The sequence below is a fragment of the Pseudomonas sp. genome (genome assembly GCF_050739775.1).
GTDB lineage: Bacteria > Pseudomonadota > Gammaproteobacteria > Pseudomonadales > Pseudomonadaceae > Aquipseudomonas.
In genome coordinates this window covers 45,647-65,137 of sequence record NZ_JBOICA010000010.1, presented here as the reverse complement: position 1 = coordinate 65,137, position 19,491 = coordinate 45,647, and the positions used below count along the sequence as shown (strand labels likewise).

17 protein-coding genes are annotated in these 19,491 nt (G+C 61.8%); 8 read left to right on the top strand and 9 right to left on the bottom strand.

Features of this window, described 5'->3' with window-relative positions; translation table 11 throughout:
* Positions 1 to 14: 14 nt before the first annotated feature.
* The 7 genes from pqqF to ACRESH_RS07525 all read left to right on the top strand — a co-directional run bounded on the left by pqqF (position 15) and on the right by ACRESH_RS07525 (position 7,546).
* On the top strand, positions 15 to 2,360 hold the full coding sequence (gene pqqF, locus ACRESH_RS07555; protein WP_431741392.1) for a pyrroloquinoline quinone biosynthesis protein PqqF: 2,346 nt from the start codon (positions 15 to 17) through the stop codon (positions 2,358 to 2,360).
* Positions 2,361 to 2,520: 160 nt separating this feature from the next.
* Positions 2,521 to 2,592, top strand: a complete 72-nt coding sequence (pqqA, locus tag ACRESH_RS07550) for a pyrroloquinoline quinone precursor peptide PqqA (protein ID WP_008365141.1) — start codon at positions 2,521 to 2,523, stop codon at positions 2,590 to 2,592.
* A gap of 67 nt (positions 2,593 to 2,659) precedes the next feature.
* Positions 2,660 to 3,571: a pyrroloquinoline quinone biosynthesis protein PqqB gene (gene pqqB / locus ACRESH_RS07545; RefSeq protein WP_431741391.1), complete on the top strand. Its 912-nt coding sequence runs from the start codon at positions 2,660 to 2,662 to the stop codon at positions 3,569 to 3,571.
* Positions 3,572 to 3,582: 11 nt separating this feature from the next.
* A complete protein-coding gene (pqqC, locus tag ACRESH_RS07540; protein WP_431741390.1) occupies positions 3,583 to 4,338 on the top strand; it encodes a pyrroloquinoline-quinone synthase PqqC in 756 nt (251 codons plus the stop codon).
* On the top strand, positions 4,335 to 4,610 hold the full coding sequence (gene pqqD, locus ACRESH_RS07535; RefSeq protein WP_431741389.1) for a pyrroloquinoline quinone biosynthesis peptide chaperone PqqD: 276 nt from the start codon (positions 4,335 to 4,337) through the stop codon (positions 4,608 to 4,610). The genes pqqC and pqqD overlap by 4 nt, the downstream gene beginning before the upstream one ends.
* Entirely contained in the window at positions 4,582 to 5,742 is a 1,161-nt protein-coding gene (gene pqqE / locus ACRESH_RS07530; RefSeq protein ID WP_431741388.1) for a pyrroloquinoline quinone biosynthesis protein PqqE, read from the top strand. Before pqqD ends, pqqE begins: the two co-directional genes overlap by 29 nt.
* Positions 5,708 to 7,546 (top strand): S9 family peptidase, encoded by a 1,839-nt coding sequence (locus tag ACRESH_RS07525; protein WP_431741387.1) that lies wholly within the window; start codon positions 5,708 to 5,710, stop codon positions 7,544 to 7,546. Before pqqE ends, ACRESH_RS07525 begins: the two co-directional genes overlap by 35 nt.
* Positions 7,547 to 7,682: 136 nt before the next feature.
* Here ACRESH_RS07525 and ACRESH_RS07520 read toward each other — a convergent pair whose 3' ends face one another.
* The gene (locus ACRESH_RS07520) at positions 7,683 to 8,963 is read right to left on the bottom strand and encodes an aspartate aminotransferase family protein (protein ID WP_431741386.1); all 1,281 of its coding nucleotides are present in this window, start codon (positions 8,961 to 8,963) and stop codon (positions 7,683 to 7,685) included.
* A 158-nt stretch (positions 8,964 to 9,121) separates the two neighbouring features.
* Here ACRESH_RS07520 and ACRESH_RS07515 point away from each other — a divergent pair, with 158 nt between their 5' ends.
* Complete coding sequence (locus tag ACRESH_RS07515) at positions 9,122 to 10,045, top strand: LysR family transcriptional regulator (RefSeq protein ID WP_431741385.1); 924 nt, start codon at positions 9,122 to 9,124, stop codon at positions 10,043 to 10,045.
* Between the two features lie 239 nt (positions 10,046 to 10,284).
* Here the strand turns inward: ACRESH_RS07515 and ACRESH_RS07510 are convergent, their stop codons facing one another.
* The 8 genes from ACRESH_RS07510 to bioF form a co-directional block, all read right to left on the bottom strand.
* Positions 10,285 to 12,063 carry an acyl-CoA dehydrogenase C-terminal domain-containing protein gene (locus tag ACRESH_RS07510; protein ID WP_431741384.1) on the bottom strand — a complete coding sequence of 593 codons (1,779 nt, stop codon included), beginning with the start codon at positions 12,061 to 12,063 and terminating at the stop codon, positions 10,285 to 10,287.
* A gap of 123 nt (positions 12,064 to 12,186) precedes the next feature.
* On the bottom strand, positions 12,187 to 13,470 hold the full coding sequence (locus ACRESH_RS07505) for a GGDEF domain-containing protein (RefSeq protein ID WP_431741383.1): 1,284 nt from the start codon (positions 13,468 to 13,470) through the stop codon (positions 12,187 to 12,189).
* Between the two features lie 141 nt (positions 13,471 to 13,611).
* Positions 13,612 to 15,417: a phenylacyl-CoA dehydrogenase gene (locus tag ACRESH_RS07500; protein ID WP_431741382.1), complete on the bottom strand. Its 1,806-nt coding sequence runs from the start codon at positions 15,415 to 15,417 to the stop codon at positions 13,612 to 13,614.
* Between the two features lie 268 nt (positions 15,418 to 15,685).
* On the bottom strand, positions 15,686 to 15,982 hold the full coding sequence (locus ACRESH_RS07495; RefSeq protein WP_431741381.1) for a pyrroloquinoline quinone biosynthesis protein PqqE: 297 nt from the start codon (positions 15,980 to 15,982) through the stop codon (positions 15,686 to 15,688).
* A 107-nt stretch (positions 15,983 to 16,089) separates the two neighbouring features.
* A complete protein-coding gene (bioD, locus tag ACRESH_RS07490) occupies positions 16,090 to 16,770 on the bottom strand; it encodes a dethiobiotin synthase (protein WP_431741380.1) in 681 nt (226 codons plus the stop codon).
* A gap of 1 nt (position 16,771) precedes the next feature.
* Complete coding sequence (gene bioC / locus ACRESH_RS07485; protein WP_431741379.1) at positions 16,772 to 17,596, bottom strand: malonyl-ACP O-methyltransferase BioC; 825 nt, start codon at positions 17,594 to 17,596, stop codon at positions 16,772 to 16,774.
* The gene (locus ACRESH_RS07480) at positions 17,589 to 18,320 is read right to left on the bottom strand and encodes an alpha/beta fold hydrolase (RefSeq protein ID WP_431741378.1); all 732 of its coding nucleotides are present in this window, start codon (positions 18,318 to 18,320) and stop codon (positions 17,589 to 17,591) included. Before ACRESH_RS07480 ends, bioC begins: the two co-directional genes overlap by 8 nt.
* On the bottom strand, positions 18,313 to 19,485 hold the full coding sequence (bioF, locus tag ACRESH_RS07475) for an 8-amino-7-oxononanoate synthase (protein ID WP_431741377.1): 1,173 nt from the start codon (positions 19,483 to 19,485) through the stop codon (positions 18,313 to 18,315). The genes ACRESH_RS07480 and bioF overlap by 8 nt, the downstream gene beginning before the upstream one ends.
* Positions 19,486 to 19,491: the final 6 nt, after the last annotated feature.

The following is a 19,491-nucleotide window of genomic DNA, read 5'->3' as shown; positions in this document are numbered from 1 at the left end:
GCAACGGAACCGTCATGCCCAGCACTGTGCACCACCTCATCCTCGACAATGGCCTGCAGGTCACCCTGCGTCATGCCCCGCAGCTAAAACGCTGTGCCGCCGCCGTGCGGGTCATGGCCGGCAGTCATGATGCTCCGCGTGCTTATGGGGGGCTCGCGCACTTTCTCGAACACCTGCTGTTTCTCGGTAATGACCGCTTTCCCGTCGACGATGGCCTGATGCGTTATGTGCAACGTCATGGCGGCCAGGTCAATGCCAGCACACGCGAGCGCACCACCGACTACTTTTTCGAAGTTCCGCAAGCGGCGTTTGCCGGCGGCCTTGAGCGCTTGTGCGAAATGCTCGCCCGGCCCGTTTTTGACCAACAACGCCAGTTGCGCGAACGCGAAGTGATCCATGCCGAATTCATCGCCTGGTCACGCAATCCCCAGGCCCAGGCCCAGTTCGCCCTGCTGCAGAGGGCTTTCAGGCAGCATCCTCTGAGTGGTTTCCAGGCGGGCAACCGCTACAGCCTGCCCGTACACAGCCGTGACTTTCAGACAGCCTTGCAGGGTTTTCACCAACGTTACTACCAGGCAGGACAAATGATCCTGAGCCTGAGCGGGCCGCAAAGCCTTGAGCAACTCGAAGCGCTGGCACGCGGCGCTGCAAACTGCCTGGCCACGGGTGAGCAGATCAAGCAGGCTGTACCACCAAAGCTTGTCGACGACAGGCTCGTGCCACAACTGCTTGGTCAGCAACTGGACCTGCTGTATGCCGTCGAGCAACAACCTGTGGGCATGGAGCAGGCCATCGACTTTCTCACCACCTGGCTAACTGACGCCCGCGCAGGCGGACTACTGGCGGCGCTTCGTCAGCGCGACTGGTTGCAATCACTCGAGTTCTCGTCGCTGTACAGCTTTGCCGGTCAGGCACTGCTGCGCACCCGCCTGAAGCTCAACAATGCTGCCGTAAGCGACCAGGCACAGGGGCTGCTGCAGGACTGGTTGAGGTTTTTCCGCGACGTGGACCGGTCAACGCTGTACGAGGAATACGCAAGTTTGCAACAGTGCCGCGCTCAGGCGGCGACAGCCTTGGACCTGGCATGCCGTGACAATGCCGCCCGACCTTATGAGGCCTTGAGCAAGCAAGCCCGGCACGCCTTGGACAGCTTGCTCGACAGCCTGCTGGAAGGCACTTCGCCGTTGTGCGCTGAACCGTGGCATCTGCCTGCCCCAGAACCCTTGCTCAACGCGCATCACCCCGACCACCTCGCCACCCTGGCCCCCACGGGTCTGTCTTTAAGCCCGCTACTGTCGCCGGTACGCCAGCATGGCGTCGTCTACCTGCGCTGGCAGCTGACTGCTACCGTATGCGATCGACTCTGGCAGGTCCTCGACCGGGCATTGCAGCCACTGCGTGAACGCGCGGCCAGGGTTGGCGTCACGTTGCAGTTCGACAGTTGTCGCGAGTTCTGGCAAATGCGTTGCGCTGGCGTACCTGAAGCGCTGGTCACAGTGACACGTGAGGCGCTGGCAGTACTGCAACACCCGTGTGCATCCAGCTGGACCGCGAAGCCTGCGAGCGAAGCCGATGCCATGCCGATCCGCGCCTTGCTCCGAGAACTTCCCGAACAGCTCATCGGCCGCAATGACGCCCCCTTGCCCGCTTGTACTCTCAGCCAGAGCGACCTGCAGGCCGCATGGGCACCCGCCCGATGGCAGGCCATGGCCACAGGATTCGGCGAGCGAGCGCAACAAGCGCTCAATGCTGCCTTGCAGAACGTCCCTGGGCGTCCGGGCGGGCATCGCCCAATGGTTCTGGAGGCTGTTCGGCGCTGGCAGATGCTGCCCCCCCTCGCCAGCGAACAGGCACTGCTGCTGTTCTGTCCCGTAGCGGTTACTGACGAGGCTGGCGCCCGCTTGCTGGCACAACAGATTCAGGGGTCGTTCTACCAGCGCCTGCGCGTTGAGCTGCAACTGGGTTACGCCGTCTTCAGTGCCTTCCGTCAGCTACAGGGCTGTAGCGGCCTGCTGTTCGGCGTACAGTCGCCAAACGCCAGCCACGAACAGATCTTCAGCCATATCCATGAGTTTCTCACGCCCCTGTCGTCTACCCTGAGCTGTAACACCGAGGTCCGTCAGGCTCTTGCCGAACAGTTGAGCGAAGCTAGCATGAGCAATAACGACGTCGCCGAGTGGGCTTGGCAGGCGCAACTGGCGCACCGCAGCCAGGCAAGCCTGGACGACCTGCAGGCAGCGATTCTGCGCGTAGATGATGGAATGCTGCGACAGTGCGCCGATGATCTGCTGCACGCCAGACAAGGGTGGCTGTGCCTGGCCAATGGCCCTGCGCCAGAAGGCGACTGGACAACAGCATGATCTTTACCAGATATGTAACGGCGCTTATCGTAGATTTAACCATTCAGCACAGCATTTTTTTAGTAAGATAGCGCAATCTCGGCTATTGGAACCCTTCGTCTCGAGGGTGGACTAAACAAGTAGCTGTGCAACCCCAGACCTATCCGGAAGGAGCAATCCCATGTGGACCAAACCTGCTTACACTGATCTGCGTATCGGCTTTGAAGTGACCATGTATTTCGCTAGCCGCTGAGTTTGCTTGCGTTACAACGCCTCGGTCAGCCGGGGCGTTTTTATTTCAAGACGCGGCAGGAGTGGCCATGTACATCCAGATTCTAGGTTCCGCCGCCGGTGGCGGATTCCCGCAGTGGAACTGCAACTGCGTGAACTGCAAAGGCTTTCGCGACGGTACCTTGCGCGCTTCGGCGCGTACCCAGTCGTCGATTGCCCTGTCTGACGACGGTGTCCACTGGGTGCTGTGCAACGCCTCGCCGGATATCCGCGCGCAACTGCAAGCCTTCGCGCCCATGCAGCCCGCACGCGCCCTGCGCGACAGCGGCATCGACGCCATCGTCCTGCTCGACAGCCAGATCGATCACACCACCGGCCTGCTGAGCTTGCGTGAAGGCTGCCCGCATCAGGTCTGGTGCACCGAGATGGTCCACCAGGACCTGAGCACCGGCTTTCCGCTGTTCAGCATGCTCAGCCACTGGAACGGCGGCCTGCAGTGGAAGCGCATTGAACTGCAAGGCAGCTTCGTCATCGACGCCTGCCCGAACCTGCGTTTCAGCCCCTTCCCGTTGCGCAGTGCCGCGCCGCCCTACTCGCCACACCGCTTCGACCCGCACCCGGGCGACAACCTTGGGCTGATGGTCGAAGACCTGCGCACTGGCGGCAAACTCTTCTACGCCCCGGGCCTGGGCCAGGTGGATGACCATCTGCTGCAGATGATGCATGAGGCCGATTGCCTGCTGGTCGACGGCACTCTGTGGGAGGATGATGAGATGCAGCGCCGTGGTGTCGGCACACGCACCGGACGGGAAATGGGTCATCTGGCGCAGAATGGCCCAGGCGGGATGCTGGAAGTGCTGGAAGGCTTCCCAGCGCAACGCAAGGTGCTTATCCACATCAACAACACCAACCCGATTCTCGATGAAGACTCGGCCGAACGCGCCGAACTCACTCGCCGTGGCGTCGAAGTCGCCTTCGACGGCATGAGTATCAGCCTCTAGCAGGAGCCGACATGAGCGACGCCAAAGCACTGTCCCCCGCCGAATTCGAACAGGCCCTGCGCGCCAAGGGTGCCTATTACCACACCCATCACCCCTACCATGTGGCGATGTATGAAGGCCGCGCCAGCCGCGAACAGATCCAGGGCTGGGTTGCCAACCGCTTCTACTATCAGGTCAACATCCCACTCAAGGATGCCGCGATCCTAGCCAACTGCCCGGACCGCGAGATCCGCCGTGAGTGGGTCCAGCGCCTGCTCGACCATGACGGCGCACCTGGCGAAGACGGCGGCATCGAAGCCTGGTTGCGTCTGGGCCAGGCGGTTGGCCTCGACCCCGACCAGCTGCGCTCTCAGGAACTGGTGCTACCCGGCGTGCGCTTTGCCGTCGATGCCTATGTCAACTTCGCTCGTCGCGCCAGCTGGCAGGAGGCGGCCAGCAGTTCGCTGACCGAGCTGTTCGCGCCGCAGATCCACCAGTCGCGCCTGGACAGCTGGCCGCAGCACTATCCGTGGATCGATCCGGCCGGCTACGAATATTTCCGAACTCGCCTGGGGCAGGCTCGCCGTGATGTCGAGCACGGACTGGCAATCACCCTGCAGCACTACACTACAGTTGAGGGCCAGCAGCGCATGCTGGAGATCCTGCAGTTCAAGCTGGACATTCTCTGGAGCATGCTCGATGCCATGAGCATGGCCTATGAGCTGAACCGCCCGCCCTATCATAGTGTCACCAGCGAACGGGTCTGGCACAAAGGAATCGCCCTATGAGTTTTGATCGCGCACTCACCCCGAAATGGCGCCCGGGTTATCGTTTCCAGTACGAGCCGGCGCAAAAGGCGCATGTCCTGCTCTACCCCGAGGGCATGATCAAACTCAATGAAAGCGCAGCGCTGATCGGCGGGCTGATCGATGGCCAGCGTGATGTGGCAACGATCATTGCCGGGCTGGACAAGCAGTTCCCCGGTGTACCCGAGCTCGGTGACGACATCGAGCAATTCATGGAGGTCGCCCGTGCCGAACACTGGATCGTCCTTGAGTGAAGTACCGGCAAAACCCGAAGTCGGCCTGCCGCTGTGGCTGCTCGCCGAGCTGACCTATCGTTGCCCGCTGCAATGCCCGTATTGCTCCAACCCGCTGGACTTCGCCGCCCAGGGCCAGGAGCTGACGACCGGGCAGTGGTTCAAGGTGATGGCCGAAGCGCGGGAAATGGGTGCTGCGCAGTTGGGCTTTTCCGGCGGTGAGCCGCTGGTGCGTCAGGACCTGGCCGAGTTGATCGGTGAAGGCCGACGCCTGGGTTACTACACCAACCTGATCACCTCCGGCATCGGCCTGACCGAGCAGAAGATCGCGGCCTTCAAAGCGGCCGGCCTGGACCACATCCAGATCAGCTTTCAGGCCAGCGACGAACAGGTCAACAACCTGCTGGCAGGCTCAAAAAAGGCCTTCGCGCAGAAGCTCGAAATGGCCCGGGCGGTCAAAGCCCACGGCTATCCGATGGTGCTGAACTTCGTCACCCACCGGCACAACATCGACAAGATCGACCGCATTATCGAACTGTGTATCGCCCTTGAGGCCGACTTCGTTGAATTGGCCACCTGCCAGTTCTATGGCTGGGCCCACCTGAACCGCGTCGGCTTGTTGCCGACCCGCGCGCAGCTGGAGCGGGCCGAACGCATCACCAACGAGTACCGGGAGCAACTCAAGGCTGCCGGCAACCCGTGCAAGCTGATTTTCGTCACCCCGGACTACTACGAAGAACGCCCCAAAGCCTGTATGAACGGCTGGGGCAGCGTGTTCCTCACAGTGACCCCGGACGGCACCGCGCTGCCGTGCCACGGCGCCCGTCAGCTACCGGTGCAGTTTCCCAACGTGCGCGAGCACAGCATGCAGCGCATCTGGTACGACTCGTTCGGCTTCAACCGCTTTCGCGGCTATGACTGGATGCCCGAGCCGTGCCGCTCGTGCGATGAAAAAGAACAGGACTTCGGCGGCTGCCGCTGTCAGGCCTTCATGCTCACCGGCGACGCCAGCAATGCCGACCCGGTGTGCGCCAAATCAGCGGAGCACGGCATCATCCTCAAGGCCCGCGAAGAAGCCGAGCACGCCCAATTGAACATTGATCAGTTGACCTTCCGCAATGAGCGAAATGCCCGTGTCATCGCCCGCGGCTGAACGTTTTAGCGCCGAACAGGCGGTGGCCGCCGGCACCGACTTCGCCGAACTGCGGGTCGGTCCCCAGGGTTTGTTCTGGAATGAATTCCGTCCGCACGATGGTGCCTGCCGGATCTGGCACTGGCGTAACGGCCAGGCCCATTGCCTGACCCCGGATGGCTTCAGCGTGCGCAGCCGGGTCTACGAGTACGGCGGTGGCAGCTTCTGCCTGAACGATGCAGGCCTGGTGTTCGTCAACGAGGCCGACCAGCAGCTCTACACCCAGGATCTGCCAGGTGGCGCGCCTCAACCGCTCACCCAGGGCGAGCGCCGTTACGGCGATCTACGCTGGGCCGCAGGCCAGGTCCTGGCCGTGGAAGAAACCCATGCGCCAGGTCAGGTCGAACACCGCCTGGTGGCAATCGCTGCGCAGCAGCGAGAGGTGCTGGCCGAAGGCGCGGATTTCTATGCCGCGCCAACCCTGAGTGCCGATGGCTCGCGCTTGGCGTGGATCGAGTGGAGCCGGCCCGAACAGCCCTGGACCGCTACCCGCCTGCTCTGCCGCGAGCGAATGAATGATGGTCGGTGGGGTGAGCCACGCTGCATCGCCGGCAACCAAGGCCCGGCGCAATCCCTGCAGCAGCCACGCTTCGATGGGCGTGGCCGCCTGTACTGCCTGTCCGATCGCAACGGTTACTGGCAACCCTGGGGGGAAACCGCCCAGGGCTGGAGTGCACTACCGGCGGTAGACGCCGATCACGCGGCAGCCCCCTGGCAACTGGGTGCCTGTACCTGGCTACCGCTGGGTGAACATCATTACCTGGCCACCTGGCTCGAAGACGGCTTCAGTCGTTTGGGCCTTTGTCATGCCGATGGTTCGCAGCAGCAGGTGGAAACCGACTACAGCCGTTTGCGCTGTCTGGACCTGGATCAGGATTATCTCTACGCCATCGCCGCGTCGCCCACCAGCCCGTCTGCGGTCATTGCCATCGACCGCGTGGAGCATCGCGTACAGGTCCTGGCCGGTGGCGCGCCGCCCTTGCCCGCAGAACGCATCAGTCGTCCACAGTCATTGTGCTACCCCAGCGGCGATGGCACCGCCTATGGTTTCTTCTACCCGGCCATGAACGGTGCCAAACGGCCGCCCTTGATCGTGTTCATTCATGGCGGTCCGACCTCGGCCTGCTACCCGGCACTCGACCCGCGCATCCAGTACTGGACCCAGCGTGGCTTTGCCGTGGCTGATCTCAACTACCGTGGCAGCAGTGGCTACGGCCGGGCCTATCGCCAGGCTCTGCACCTGCGCTGGGGCGAAATCGATGTCGAAGATGCCTGCGCGGTGGTCGAGCATCTGGCCGGGCGTAACCTGATTGACCCCACCCAGGCGTTTATCCGCGGCGGCAGTGCCGGTGGCTACACCACCCTGTGTGCCCTGGCTTTTCACGATGTCTTCCGCGCCGGTGCCAGCCTGTATGGCGTCAGCGATCCCCAGGCCCTGGCCCGGGCCACACACAAATTCGAAGGTGACTACCTGGACTGGCTGATCGGCGATCCGCTTGCAGATGCCGAGCGCTACCGGCAACGTACGCCGTTGCTGCATGCCTCATGTATCAAGGTGCCAGTGATCTTCTTTCAGGGCGAGCTGGATGCCGTGGTGGTGCCCGAGCAGACCCGCTCGATGCTCGCAGCACTCAAGGCCAATGGCATTCGCGCCGAAGGGCATTTCTACCCGTCAGAACGTCACGGTTTTCGCACTGCGGCCAATCTGGCCCATGCGCTGGAAGAGGAATGGAAGTTTTATCGGCAGGTGCTGGGGGACAGTTAAGGCCCCATCTGTAGCGCTGTACCAGGGTTCAACCGGCAAATCACGGATAAAAAAACGCCCCAAGCCAAACTACAGGCCCCGGGGCGATGCGCAGGAACGCGAGACGGTTCGGAAAATTCGCAGGATCGAAGGCTGGTCAGGCAGTGGCTTCACGCCGTTGGTGCTGTTGCGCCGAATGCACTCGGGCAAAGGCCCTGGCCAGGCGCAGGAGCATTTCGTCGATGTTGCCCTTGCTCACCGTCAATGCTGGCGACAAGCGCAGCACATCGGGTTGCGGGGCGTTGAGCAACAAGCCTTCCTGGAGCGCTGCCTTGACCAGTTCGGCGGCATTGTCTTCGCTCAGTTGCAGTGCCCACAGCAAGCCTTGACCGCGGACTTCGCTCTGGCCATAACGACCAGCCAGGCGGCTCAGGCCATCGCGCAAGTGCCGTCCGGAATCCTGGACCTGCTCGAAGAAGCCCGGCTCCAGAACAGTCTCCAGCACCGCCAGGCCCGCGGCGCTCATCAACGCATTGCCGTGGTGGCTACCTTCAAGCTCACCGGCTTCGGCGCAACAGGCACTGCCACGAGCCAGCAACGCCGCCAGCGGCACACCGCCACCCAGGCCCTTGCCCAGGGTGATGATGTCGGCACGGACGCCGTAGGTCTGCTCGGCAAGCAAGGCACCGCAACGACCAACACCGGTCTGCACTTCATCGAGAATCAACAAGATACCCAGCTCGCGGCACAGACGTTCGACGCCCTGGAGGTAGGCGGCGGTCGCCGGAATCACCCCGGCTTCGCCCTGGACAGGTTCGAGCATGATCGCCACGGTGCGCGAATCGACGGCCGCGTGCAGCGCCTCCAGGTCGTTGAACGGCACCTTGCTGAAGCCTGGCAAGCTCGGCTCGCAACGGTTGCACGGCGACGGATCGGAAGCCGACAACGCCCCCAGGCTGCTCCCATGGCAGCCCTGGCTGGCGGTGATGATGTGGTAGGCGCCATTACGATGCAGTTGGCCCCACTTGCGCGCCAGTTTGATCGCCCCTTCGCAGGCTTCGGCACCGCTGTTGAGCAGGTAGGCCTGGTCGCTGCCGGTGCTCTGACAGAGGAGGTTGACCAACTTCAGCAAACCTCGGTTATGAAAGCCGGAGCCCGGATTGATCAGCGCCTGGGCCTGGCTGCCCAGGGCCTTGACCAGCACGCTGGGGCTATGACCGAGACTGTTGACCGCGCCGCCCTGAGTGAAGTCGAGATAGGCGTGACCTGCACTGTCCCACAGCCAGGAACCCTGACCGCGAACGAACACCTGCGGCGCGCGCTCAGTGGCGGGCATCAGGCAATCGCGAGGCAGTGTTTCATGGGTCGCTGCGACAACCGGCACAGGCTTGCGCTCGGCCACAACGGGCGTTGGGCGTCGAAAACTGAACAGATTCATGTTTTCAACCCTTTTGCCAATCCTATGTAAACAACATCAAGATACACAGTGTTCATCGCACCTTTTGGCCCTGCAAGCCTTGTGAATACTGGATAGACTAGGCGCATTACCGGCTAACGGCCATTTGGTTTTTCGAGCACTTTTGATAAGTATCACTTATGGATTTTCGCCAACTGCGTTACTTCGTCGCGGTCTACGAAGAAGGCCATGTGGGCCGGGCCGCCGAGCGCCTGTCGTTGTCGCAACCGGCGCTGTCTCAACAGATTCGCCAACTCGAGCACAGCCTGGATGTCAGCCTGTTCGAGCGGGGCAACAAGCGCCTGCTGCCGACCCTTGCCGCGCATACCTTGTACAACCATGCCCTGCCTCTGCTCGACGGCTTGCAGCGGGCCCGCGAGGCGCTGCGCAACTTCAAGGGTCAGTCACTGCGGACCTTGGCCATTGGTGTGCTGCAAACCGTACGCCCGAGCCTGGTCCCGCAACTGCTCGACCGCGTGCGCAAGGCCCAGCCGCACCTGGTGGTGCAGATCTACGAGTTGTCGGGCCTGGAGATCGAACGGCGCCTGCTCAATGGCAGCCTGGACATCGGCATCAGCTACCTGCCACCGCGCCAGCCAGGGCTACATGGCTTGCTGCTGTACGAAGACGAACTGCAACTTGTAATCCCCAACACTCACCCGCTGCGTGAGTTCAAGAAGGTCTCGCTCAAGCAGGCTGCGGAGCTGCCCATGCTGCTGCTCGGCGAAGAGTTCCAGGTGCGGCAGATCTGGCAATCGCAACTGGCCAACCTAGGTCGGCGGCCCCAGGTGCAGGCAGAAATGAACAATATGGGCGGGATTCTCGACAGCCTCGGCCACACCTCGCTGGCTACCGTGCTGCCAGGTCGCGCCAAGGAAGTGCTCGAGGATGATCAGGAACTGCTCTGGAAGCCGCTGAGCGAGCCACGGGTACCGCTCAAGATCGGTCTGGTGTTTCGCGATGCACAGCGCCAGCAAGCATCGGTCGAGCTGCTGCGCACACTGCTGGAAGAGGAAGCCGACCCAAGGCAGATCGGGATATCGCCGCTGGATGTGCTGGGTTGATGCCGGTCTGGAACTTTTCTTCCGGCAAAAGAAAACCCCGCCGAAGCGGGGCTTTGCAGACTGTTTCCCTGACATCCATTTCGCCCCACCATCCTGGCAGGAATCCTTCGTGTCCGTGTTCTGTACTTTGCGCTTCCTGCGCTACGTCCATGTGAGAAGATTAACTGTGGATCCAATCTTTCGATAGAGGCGAAAAGTCACCACGTCGTGTAAGAAAATGCTTACACGACGCGCTATTGTCAGAACTGTGCCGCATCCAGCAGGTACAACGACTCGCTACCGGCCTTTACCGAAGCACTGAGCGAGTGGATACGCGGTAGCAGACGGGCGAAGTAGAAACGAGCGGTACCCAGTTTGCTGGCATAGAAATCTTCTTCGCCCTGCTTGCCCAGCGCCGTGCGCGCCATCAACGCCCACATATAGGCATAAGCGGTGTAGCCGAACACCTGCAGGTACTCCACCGACGCTGCGCCGATTTCGTTCGGGTTGTTTTTCACTCGATCCAGCACCCAGGCGGTCAAGTCGTCGAGGTTGTCCAGGGCGGCGTTCAGCGGTTTGACGAACTCGCCCAACTCACTGCCGGCGCTGGCGGTGAAATGGCGGATCTCGTCGGCGAACAGTTTGTACAGCGCACCGCCGCTACCCACCACCTTGCGCCCCATCAGGTCCAGCGCCTGGATGCCGTTGGTGCCTTCGTAGATCTGGGTGATGCGCACATCACGCACCAGTTGCTCCTGGCCCCATTCACGAATGTAGCCATGGCCGCCGAACACTTGCTGGCCATGCACCGTAGATTCCAGACCGAGATCGGTGAGGAAAGCCTTGGATACCGGGGTCAGCAACGCAACGAGGTCTTCGGCGCGCTTACGGGTGCTCGCGTCTTCGCTGAACTTGGCGGTGTCCAGTTGCATGGCGACATAGGTGGAGAAAGCGCGACCGCCCTCGTTCAACGCCTTCATGGTCAGCAGCATGCGCCGCACGTCCGGGTGAACGATGATCGGGTCGGCGACCTTGTCCTGGGCTTGCGGGCCGCTAGGTGCACGGCTCTGCAGACGGTCGCGGGCGTACTCGATGGCGTTCTGGTAGGAACGTTCGGCTGAAGCCAAGCCCTGGATACCCACGCCAAGACGCTCGTAGTTCATCATGGTGAACATCGCCGCCAGGCCCTTGTTCGGCTCGCCGACCAGGTATCCCACTGCTTCATCGAAGTTCATCACACAGGTGGCCGAGGCCTGAATGCCCATTTTGTGTTCGATCGAACCGCAGTTGGCCGGGTTGCGCGCGCCCAGGCTGCCGTCGGCGTTGACCATGAACTTGGGCACCAGAAACAGGGAAATACCCTTTGGCCCGGCTGGCGCATCCGGCAGCTTGGCCAGCACCAGGTGGATGATGTTCTCGGTCAGGTCGTGCTCACCGCCGGTAATGAAGATCTTGGTGCCGCTGATTTTGTAGCTACCGTCGGCTTGAGGCTCGGCCTTGGTGCGGATGATGCCCAGGTCCGTCCCCGCATGCGGCTCGGTCAGGCACATGGAGCCTGCCCAAGTACCGGCGTACATGTTCGGCAGGTACTTTTCCTTGAGTTCGTCGCTGGCGTGAGCGTTGATCGACAGGCAGGCGCCGGCGGTCAGCATCGGGTACAGGCCGAAAGCCAGGCTCGATGAGTTGACCATTTCCTCGACCTGGGCCGAGATCACCTTGGGCATGCCCATGCCACCGTAGGCAGGATCACCACCAACCCCGACCCAGCCACCTTCAGCGTAGGTCTTGTAGGCCTCGATGAAACCGGCCGGGGTGCGCACGGCACCGTTGTCCCAATGGCAACCTTCTTCGTCACCGCTACGGCTCAGCGGCGCGATGCTCTTGCCAGTGACCTTACCGGCCTCCTCCAGCACCGCCAAGGCGGTATCCTCATCGACAGCTTCGGCCAGGCCCGGTAATTGAGCCCAGAGCTTGGCGACTTCGAAGACTTCATTGAGGACGAAGCGCATATCGCGCAGGGGCGCTTTATAGTCAGCCATGGCAACCTCTCACACTTGAGTCGGGGACGGTCCGGCAGGACCGCTTCACTGTTATGCCAGCAGTGTAACCGAACAACTTTTGCGAGACATAGGGTCATCTGGCGACTATATAGTCCATTTCGGTCACGCCGTGCGCACTGCACCTCGTTTGGCCTGATGACCGTAGGCCATGACGCAGTTACGCCCCGCGCCCTTGGCGCTGTAGAGCGCCTGGTCCGCCGACTTGAGCACTTCGTCAGGAGAACGATGATCGACCAGGCGCTCGCTCACGCCAATACTGATAGTCACCGACACACTGCAAGCCTCTGACGCCCCGCGGCGCTGGCGACCTTGTTGATCGTCCTGGGGGCGGTGGTCCTGGTTGCGCAACTGGATGTTGTAGTTGGCGATCACCTCGCGCACCGCCTCCAGATGCGGCATACACTCCTCGATACTCTTACCGGCAAACACCAGGGCGAACTCCTCACCACCGTAGCGATAGGCCCGTCCGCCACCGGTCACCTTGGACAGCTTGCTGGCCACCAGGCGCAGCACCTGGTCACCGACATCATGGCCATGGGTATCGTTGAATTTCTTGAAGTGATCGACATCCGTCATCGCCAGCACATAGTTGCGCCCCAGGCGCTGCATGCGCTCGTTGAGGGCCCGGCGCCCGGGCAGGCCGGTGAGTTCATCACGAAAAGCCATCTGGTAGGCCTCGTGGGAAACCGCCGCAGCGATCATCAGCATCACCTGACTGCACATGATGTTCAGGGTGAAGGGCAGGATGAAGGTCTTGGGCAACATCCAGAAAATCCCGATCAGACCGATGACCTGCGCGGCATGTAAAGGCCTGGGCTCACGCAGGTACTGCACCACGAGCAGGACGAAGGCAATGAAGAACACCGGATAAGCCAGCTGGATCAAGCTCATCCACTGGCCATGCAGCGACGGCCAGCGAATCTCTGCCAACCAGCCTAATAACGCCTGTGGAAAACTTTGCTCCAGGCCAAGGGCGACGCTGCCGACAGCCAGCAATACGGCGAAACGCGCAACCATGTCCTGGAACAGATGGGTGCGCTCCTGCCAGGCAGCGTACAGGGCGAACATCAGCGGCAATAGCAGGCAGACCAGATGGAACACCACCGCCGCATCCTCTCGGACCCGGCCATTGTCGCGGTAGAAATCGGTCTGGGTATCGAGCAGAAAATAGGCGATGTAGACCGTGACCATCAGGAACAGTTCGCGCTGACGGCGATACACGGCGCAATAGGCGCCACCCAGCAACAGGACCAAGGTAGGCAAGACATTGAACAGCGACGTGAAGAAGACGTTGAGGTCTCTTACATAAGCGGCGGCGAGCCCTGACACCAGCAGACAGACTGGCGGCAGAAAGTGGCTCGGGCGTACAGCGGATAAACGAAACAAGGGTAATCTCCGACCCGGCAGATCAATAATGGCATTGTGCCTTTAATGTATCGGCAGCGCACATGAATAGATGAGTTCATGTGGGAGAGGCAAAAAAAACGCCTGCCGGTAAGGGCAGGCGTTTTCGATATAGCAGATGACTTAGTAGGAGAGACCGAAGTGCTCTTCGTTCATGTCCATCAGGTTGTTGGCGCCCGACAGCATGGTGGCAACGTGGGTGCGGGTACGCGGCAGGATGCGCTGGAAGTAGAAGCGCGCAGTCTGCAGCTTGGCAGTGTAGAAAGCTTCTTCAGTGGTGCCGGCAGCCAGTTTCTCGGCAGCCAGGCGCGCCATGTCGGCCCAGAAGTAAGCCAGGCAGGCGTAACCGGAGTACATCAGGTAGTCCACCGAGGCGGCACCGACTTCTTCGCGATCTTTCATCGCTGCCATACCAACCTTCATGGTCAGCTCGCCCCACTCTTTGTTCAGCTGGGCCAGCGGTGCGACGAACTCGCTGATCGCTTCGTTGCCTTCGTTGCCCTGGCAGAACTTGTGCACGATCTTGGTGAAACCCTTGAGCGCTTCGCCCTGGGTCATCAGCACCTTACGGCCGAGCAGGTCCAGCGCCTGGATGCCGGTGGTGCCTTCGTACAGCATGGAGATGCGGCTGTCGCGAACGTTCTGTTCCATGCCCCACTCGGCGATGAAGCCGTGGCCGCCATAGATCTGTACGCCGTGGTTGGCCGCTTCGAAGCCGACTTCGGTCATGAATGCCTTGGCGATCGGGGTCATGAAAGCCAGCAGTGCATCGGCTTTCTTCTTCTCTTCTTCGTCCTGGCTGTACTTGACGATGTCGACCTGCTTGGCCGTGAAGTAAACCATGGCGCGGTTGCCTTCGGCGAAGGCCTTCATGGTCAGCAGCATGCGACGTACATCAGGGTGAACGATGATCGGATCAGCCGCTTTGTCCGGCGCTTTCGGGCCAGTCAGCGAGCGCATTTGCAGGCGGTCGCGAGCGTATTTCAGGCCGCCCTGGAACGCTACTTCAGCGTGGGCCAGGCCTTGCAGCGCGGTACCCAGGCGAGCAGTGTTCATGAAGGTGAACATGCAGTTCAGGCCTTTGTTGGCCGGGCCGATCAGGTAGCCAGTCGCTGCGTCGAAGTTCATCACGCAGGTGGCGTTACCGTGAATGCCCATCTTGTGCTCGATGGAGCCACAAGATACGGCGTTGCGCTCACCGACGGTGCCTTCGGCGGTCGGCATGAACTTCGGCACGATGAACAGCGAGATACCTTTGGTGCCAGCCGGTGCGTCGGGCAGGCGAGCCAGAACGATGTGGACGATGTTACCGGCCATGTCGTGCTCACCGGCCGAGATGAAGATCTTGGTGCCGGTAACCTTGTAGGAACCGTCGGCCTGAGGTTCGGCCTTGGTGCGCAGCATGCCCAGGTCGGTACCGCAGTGAGGCTCGGTCAGGCACATGGTGCCGGTCCACTCGCCGGACACCAGTTTGGTCAGGTAGGTCTCTTGCTGCTCGGGGGTACCGTGCTCGGAGATGGTGTTCATCGCACCGTGGGACAGGCCAGGGTACATGCCCCAGGACCAGTTCGACTCACCGACCATTTCGCTGATCGCCAGGCCCAGCGACTCAGGTAGACCTTGACCGCCATGCTCGACGTCATGGGCCAGGCTCGGCCAGCCGCCTTCGACGAACTGATTGTAGGCTTCCTTGAAACCGGTCGGGGTCTTCACACCCGACTCGCTCCAGGTGCAGCCTTCCAGGTCACCGACACGGTTCAGCGGGGCCAGCACCTGTTCACAAAACTTGGCGCCTTCCTCAAGGATGGCATCGACCATGTCTGGAGTGGCGTCCTGGCAAGCCGGCAGGCTCTGATAATGCGCTTCATAACCGAGCAGCTCGTCACGAACGAAGCGAATATCACGCAAGGGGGCTTTGTAATCAGGCATAGCGATGAACCTCTGCTGATAAATCCTGGATAGGGAGACCGCGACAGACCGACCAGCTCTTGGCGGCTTTCGGTCAAACAGTTGTTTGAAACATACGTTTACGCCGAAAACTTGTCAAGCATCAACCAGAGGGCAGTTCGGTCATGCAAGACTGCGCGGTTGCTCGGGCAAAAAGACCCACGAACGCGCACCCGAGCGCCTGCCAACAAGGCCAAGGCACTGATACTCAAAGATTAGTTGAAGACGCGTAGTTCGTGCGGCGGGAGGGTCAGGCGTAGGTGTCGATCAACGTGCCGAGCATTTCGTCCGACGCTTTGGCCACTTTGACACCCAATTCGACCTGATGCTTGCCCAGGGCCATTTCCACACTGCTGGTGGCCAGGTCCATCTGCTGGCTACGATCAACCGCGCGCAGGCGCTCGGCCTGATAGTCACTGGACTGGCTGGTGGCTGCGCGTTCAACGGTAGTGTTGGCGATCTGGCCGGCGGCCTGATCGACACGGTTCTGCCCAGCCTGGATCGCACCGAGCCCTGCGTAGAATGCTGAGTTGCCTGAGATTTCCATGTCGAAACTCCATGATGCTGAAGGCGAACAACCTCCATTGAAGCAGACTCACCGGCAAAAGGCCCGTTGAAAACACTAATGGCCATGTGCCTTATGATAGGCGACCGTCAGTCTAGCAGGTCCAGTTGCAGGTGGGCGGCCACCGCTTCAGCCGTTACCTGCTTGAGCTTGGGTACCCGCCCCAGACAAGGGGCAGGCAAACGTTCGGCCAGGCTCGCAAGGTTCTCTTCAAGACGCGAGGTGCGAGGATCGACAATGTTCGCGACCCAGCCAGCCAGTTGCAGTCCATCGCGGGCAATCGCTTCAGCGCTGAGCACGGCATGGTTGATACAGCCCAGGCGCACGCCGACGACCAGAATCACTGGCAGTTTCAAGGCAATGGCCAGGTCCGACAGATTGGCGTGGCCAGACAATGGTACGCGCCAGCCACCAGCCCCTTCGATCAAGGTGAAGTCAGCGCCCTGCGCCAGCACCGCACGCATCGGCGCCAACAAGGCCTGCACGTCCAGCGCAACGCCCGCTTCGCGCGCAGCCAGGTGCGGCGCAATGGCCGGCTCGAAGGCGAATGGATTTACCTGTTCATAGGGCAGCTTGAGCGAGCTTTCGGCAATCAGCGCCATGGCATCGGCATTGCGCAGGCCCTTGCTGCTGACCTCGCAGCCCGACGCCACCGGCTTGGCGCCCAAGGTGCTAAACCCGGCCAGGTGCGCGGCATGCAGCAGACCGGCGGCGATGGTGGTCTTGCCGACGTCGGTATCGGTTCCTGCGATGAAATAGGCCGGACTCATCTTAATCCCCTTCTACCGGCGGCTTTTGCAGTACACCGTAGACTACCTGGTAGGTAGCCGGTAGTCCTTGGGGGTGGCGAAAGCGTTCGTAGGCCTGCAACAGCCCCTGCATCCGCGCACGTCCTGTGAGGCCGGCCGGGCGTCCGGGATTGAGGTTGTGGGCACCGAGAGCCTTGAGTTCGTGGGTCAGGCTGCGCACGTCCGGATAGTGCAGCACATGCGGGCGCACCTCCAGGCTCAGCACCTGCAGTTCGCTCTCGGCGCACAGACGCTGGTAGTCCTCCAGGCGCCGGAAGCGATTGACATGCACCAGGCCGTCGACCGCCTGCCAGCTCGCGCGCAGCTCATGCAGCGTGCCAGCACAGAGACTGGCAAAGGCCAGTACACCGCCCGGTTGCAAGACCCGCCGGGCTTCACTGAGCACGGCGCGAAAATCACCACACCATTGCACCGCCAAGCTGGTAAAGATCAGGCCAACGCTAGCGTCCTGCAGCGGCAAACGCTCGGCATCGCCAGCCACATGGTAATGCGCCCCACCTTGCACGCAGGCGTGCTGGAGCATGCCTTCGGCGATATCCACGGCAACGCCTGCGGCCTGGGGGAAGCGGCTGTGCAAGGTGCGGCTGAAATAGCCGGTGCCACTGCCCAGGTCCAGCCAGCGTTGTGGTGCAACGCTGGTGGGCAGTTGTTCGAGCAGCGCACTGCCTACCGCGCGTTGCAATTCGGCGACGCTGTCGTAGCTGGCAGCTGCGCGCGAGAACGAGGCAGCGACCTGGCGCTTGTCGGGCAAGGCACCGGGCAGGCCCGGCTGGGAAAGATCAGTCATCACCACTCTCATGTACAAAGGCCTTGATTGCTGCCGCCAACTCATGAGGTGTTTCCATCACAAAACCATGAGCACTGTCTTCCAGCAGCCCGACTTCCACGTCGGGCAGTTCTTCGAGCAACACCCCGGCGACTTCGGCCGGTACCAGCCCATCACGGCCGGCGAACAAATGCAGTTGTGGGCCGCCATAGGCTTGCAGCGCAGCTCGGGTATCGAGTTGACCAAGCACTTCGAGCCCGGCCACCAGCTGTTCGGGGGCAGGCTCGGGCATCCCGGCACTGAGCAGGCGGGCCAGGCTGCGAGGTTCTTCAGCCCCCTGGCTGCACAGTGAAATAAAGCGTTTGAGGGTGACCTTGGGGTGATAGCGACAGCCTTCGAGAAAGGTCTGGAAGGTGTCCACCGCCATGCCGTGAGGCCAGTCAGAGCGGCTGACAAAGCTGAGGTTACTGCCCAGGGTGATCAGCCCGCAGCACTCATCACCACGCCGTGCTGCCAGTTCGGCGGCGAGCATACCGCCCAGTGACCAGCCGCCGAGCCAGGCATTGCGTGGCAATTGCCGATCAAGTTTGTCGAGCCAATCCTTCGGGTCCCTCGACACCAGACTGGGCAGGTCCTGGATCTCGACCTGCAAGCCGGGGTCGATGGCGCACAACGTCGCCACCAATGGCTGTAACGCCGAACGCCCCAGGCCCCAGCCCGGCAATAGTACAAGTCGGTTACGCATCAGCAGGCTCCAGCAGCGGATAACAGTCGGCCAATGCCTCCAACAATAGCTGCACTTGAGCCGCACTGTGCGCCGCGCTCAAGGTTACCCGCAGGCGCGCGCTACCGGCCGGTACCGTCGGTGGACGGATCGCAGTGACCAGCAAGCCGCGCTCGCGCAGCATCTGCGAAAGGCGCAAGGCTCGCGTACTGTCACCGATCAGGATCGGCTGAATCGGCGTGAAGCTGTCCATCAACTGCAAGCCGATCTGCTCGGCGCCGCTGCGAAACTGCTGGATCAGCGCCACCAGGTGCTCGCGTCGCCAGTGCTCGCTGCGCAGCAGTTGCAGGCTGCGCAAGGTGGCACAAGCCAAAGCAGGTGGCTGGCTGGTGGTATAGATGTAAGGACGGGCGAACTGAATCAGGCATTCGATCAGTTCCTCGCTGCCAGCGACAAAGGCACCGGCGGTGCCGCATGCCTTGCCCAGGGTACCGATCAACACCGGCACCTGCTCATGGCTCAAGCCGAAATGCTCGACAAGCCCGCCACCGTTACGGCCCAGCGTGCCCAGGCCGTGGGCATCATCGACCATCAACCAGGCGTCGCGGGCCTTGGCTGTCGCGGCCAGGGCTGGCAGGTCGGCAATGTCGCCATCCATGCTGAAGACCCCATCGGTCACCACCAGGGTGTTGCCCACCGCCTTGTCCAGGCGGCTGGCCAGGCTGGTCGCATCGTTGTGCAGGTAACGGTTGAAACGCGCCCCACTGAGCAGCCCGGCATCGAGCAGCGAGGCGTGGTTGAGGCGATCCTGCAGTACCGTATCGCCCTGGCCCACCAGCGCGGTCAAGGCGCCAAGATTGGCCATGTAGCCTGTGGAAAAAAGCAAAGCGCGCGGTCGCCCGGTGAGTTCGGCCAGCGCCTCTTCCACCTCGTGATGCGGGGTGCTGTGACCGATCACCAGGTGCGAAGCCCCCCCCCCCACACCCCAGCGCTCGGCACCGGCGCGCCAGGCGGCGATCACTTCAGGATGGTTGGCCAGGCCCAGGTAATCGTTGCTGCAAAAGGCCAGCAACGGCTGACCATCGACCACCACTTCAGGACCTTGCGGGCTCTGCAGCAACGGCCGCTGACGGTACAGGTCGGCAGCGCGACGTTGTTCCAGCCGCGCACGAAGGTCAAAAGCCATGGTCGC

Coding starts and splice junctions, on each gene's coding strand:
- pqqF (WP_431741392.1), top strand. CDS start 15: ATGCCCAGCACTGTGCACCACCTCATCCTCGACAATGGCCTGCAGGTC.
- pqqB (WP_431741391.1), top strand. CDS start 2,660: ATGTACATCCAGATTCTAGGTTCCGCCGCCGGTGGCGGATTCCCGCAG.
- pqqC (WP_431741390.1), top strand. CDS start 3,583: ATGAGCGACGCCAAAGCACTGTCCCCCGCCGAATTCGAACAGGCCCTG.
- pqqD (WP_431741389.1), top strand. CDS start 4,335: ATGAGTTTTGATCGCGCACTCACCCCGAAATGGCGCCCGGGTTATCGT.
- ACRESH_RS07525 (WP_431741387.1), top strand. CDS start 5,708: ATGAGCGAAATGCCCGTGTCATCGCCCGCGGCTGAACGTTTTAGCGCC.
- ACRESH_RS07520 (WP_431741386.1), bottom strand. CDS start 8,963: ATGAATCTGTTCAGTTTTCGACGCCCAACGCCCGTTGTGGCCGAGCGC.
- ACRESH_RS07515 (WP_431741385.1), top strand. CDS start 9,122: ATGGATTTTCGCCAACTGCGTTACTTCGTCGCGGTCTACGAAGAAGGC.
- ACRESH_RS07510 (WP_431741384.1), bottom strand. CDS start 12,063: ATGGCTGACTATAAAGCGCCCCTGCGCGATATGCGCTTCGTCCTCAAT.
- ACRESH_RS07500 (WP_431741382.1), bottom strand. CDS start 15,417: ATGCCTGATTACAAAGCCCCCTTGCGTGATATTCGCTTCGTTCGTGAC.
- ACRESH_RS07495 (WP_431741381.1), bottom strand. CDS start 15,982: ATGGAAATCTCAGGCAACTCAGCATTCTACGCAGGGCTCGGTGCGATC.
- bioD (WP_431741380.1), bottom strand. CDS start 16,770: ATGAGTCCGGCCTATTTCATCGCAGGAACCGATACCGACGTCGGCAAG.
- bioC (WP_431741379.1), bottom strand. CDS start 17,596: ATGACTGATCTTTCCCAGCCGGGCCTGCCCGGTGCCTTGCCCGACAAG.
- ACRESH_RS07480 (WP_431741378.1), bottom strand. CDS start 18,320: ATGCGTAACCGACTTGTACTATTGCCGGGCTGGGGCCTGGGGCGTTCG.
- bioF (WP_431741377.1), bottom strand. CDS start 19,485: ATGGCTTTTGACCTTCGTGCGCGGCTGGAACAACGTCGCGCTGCCGAC.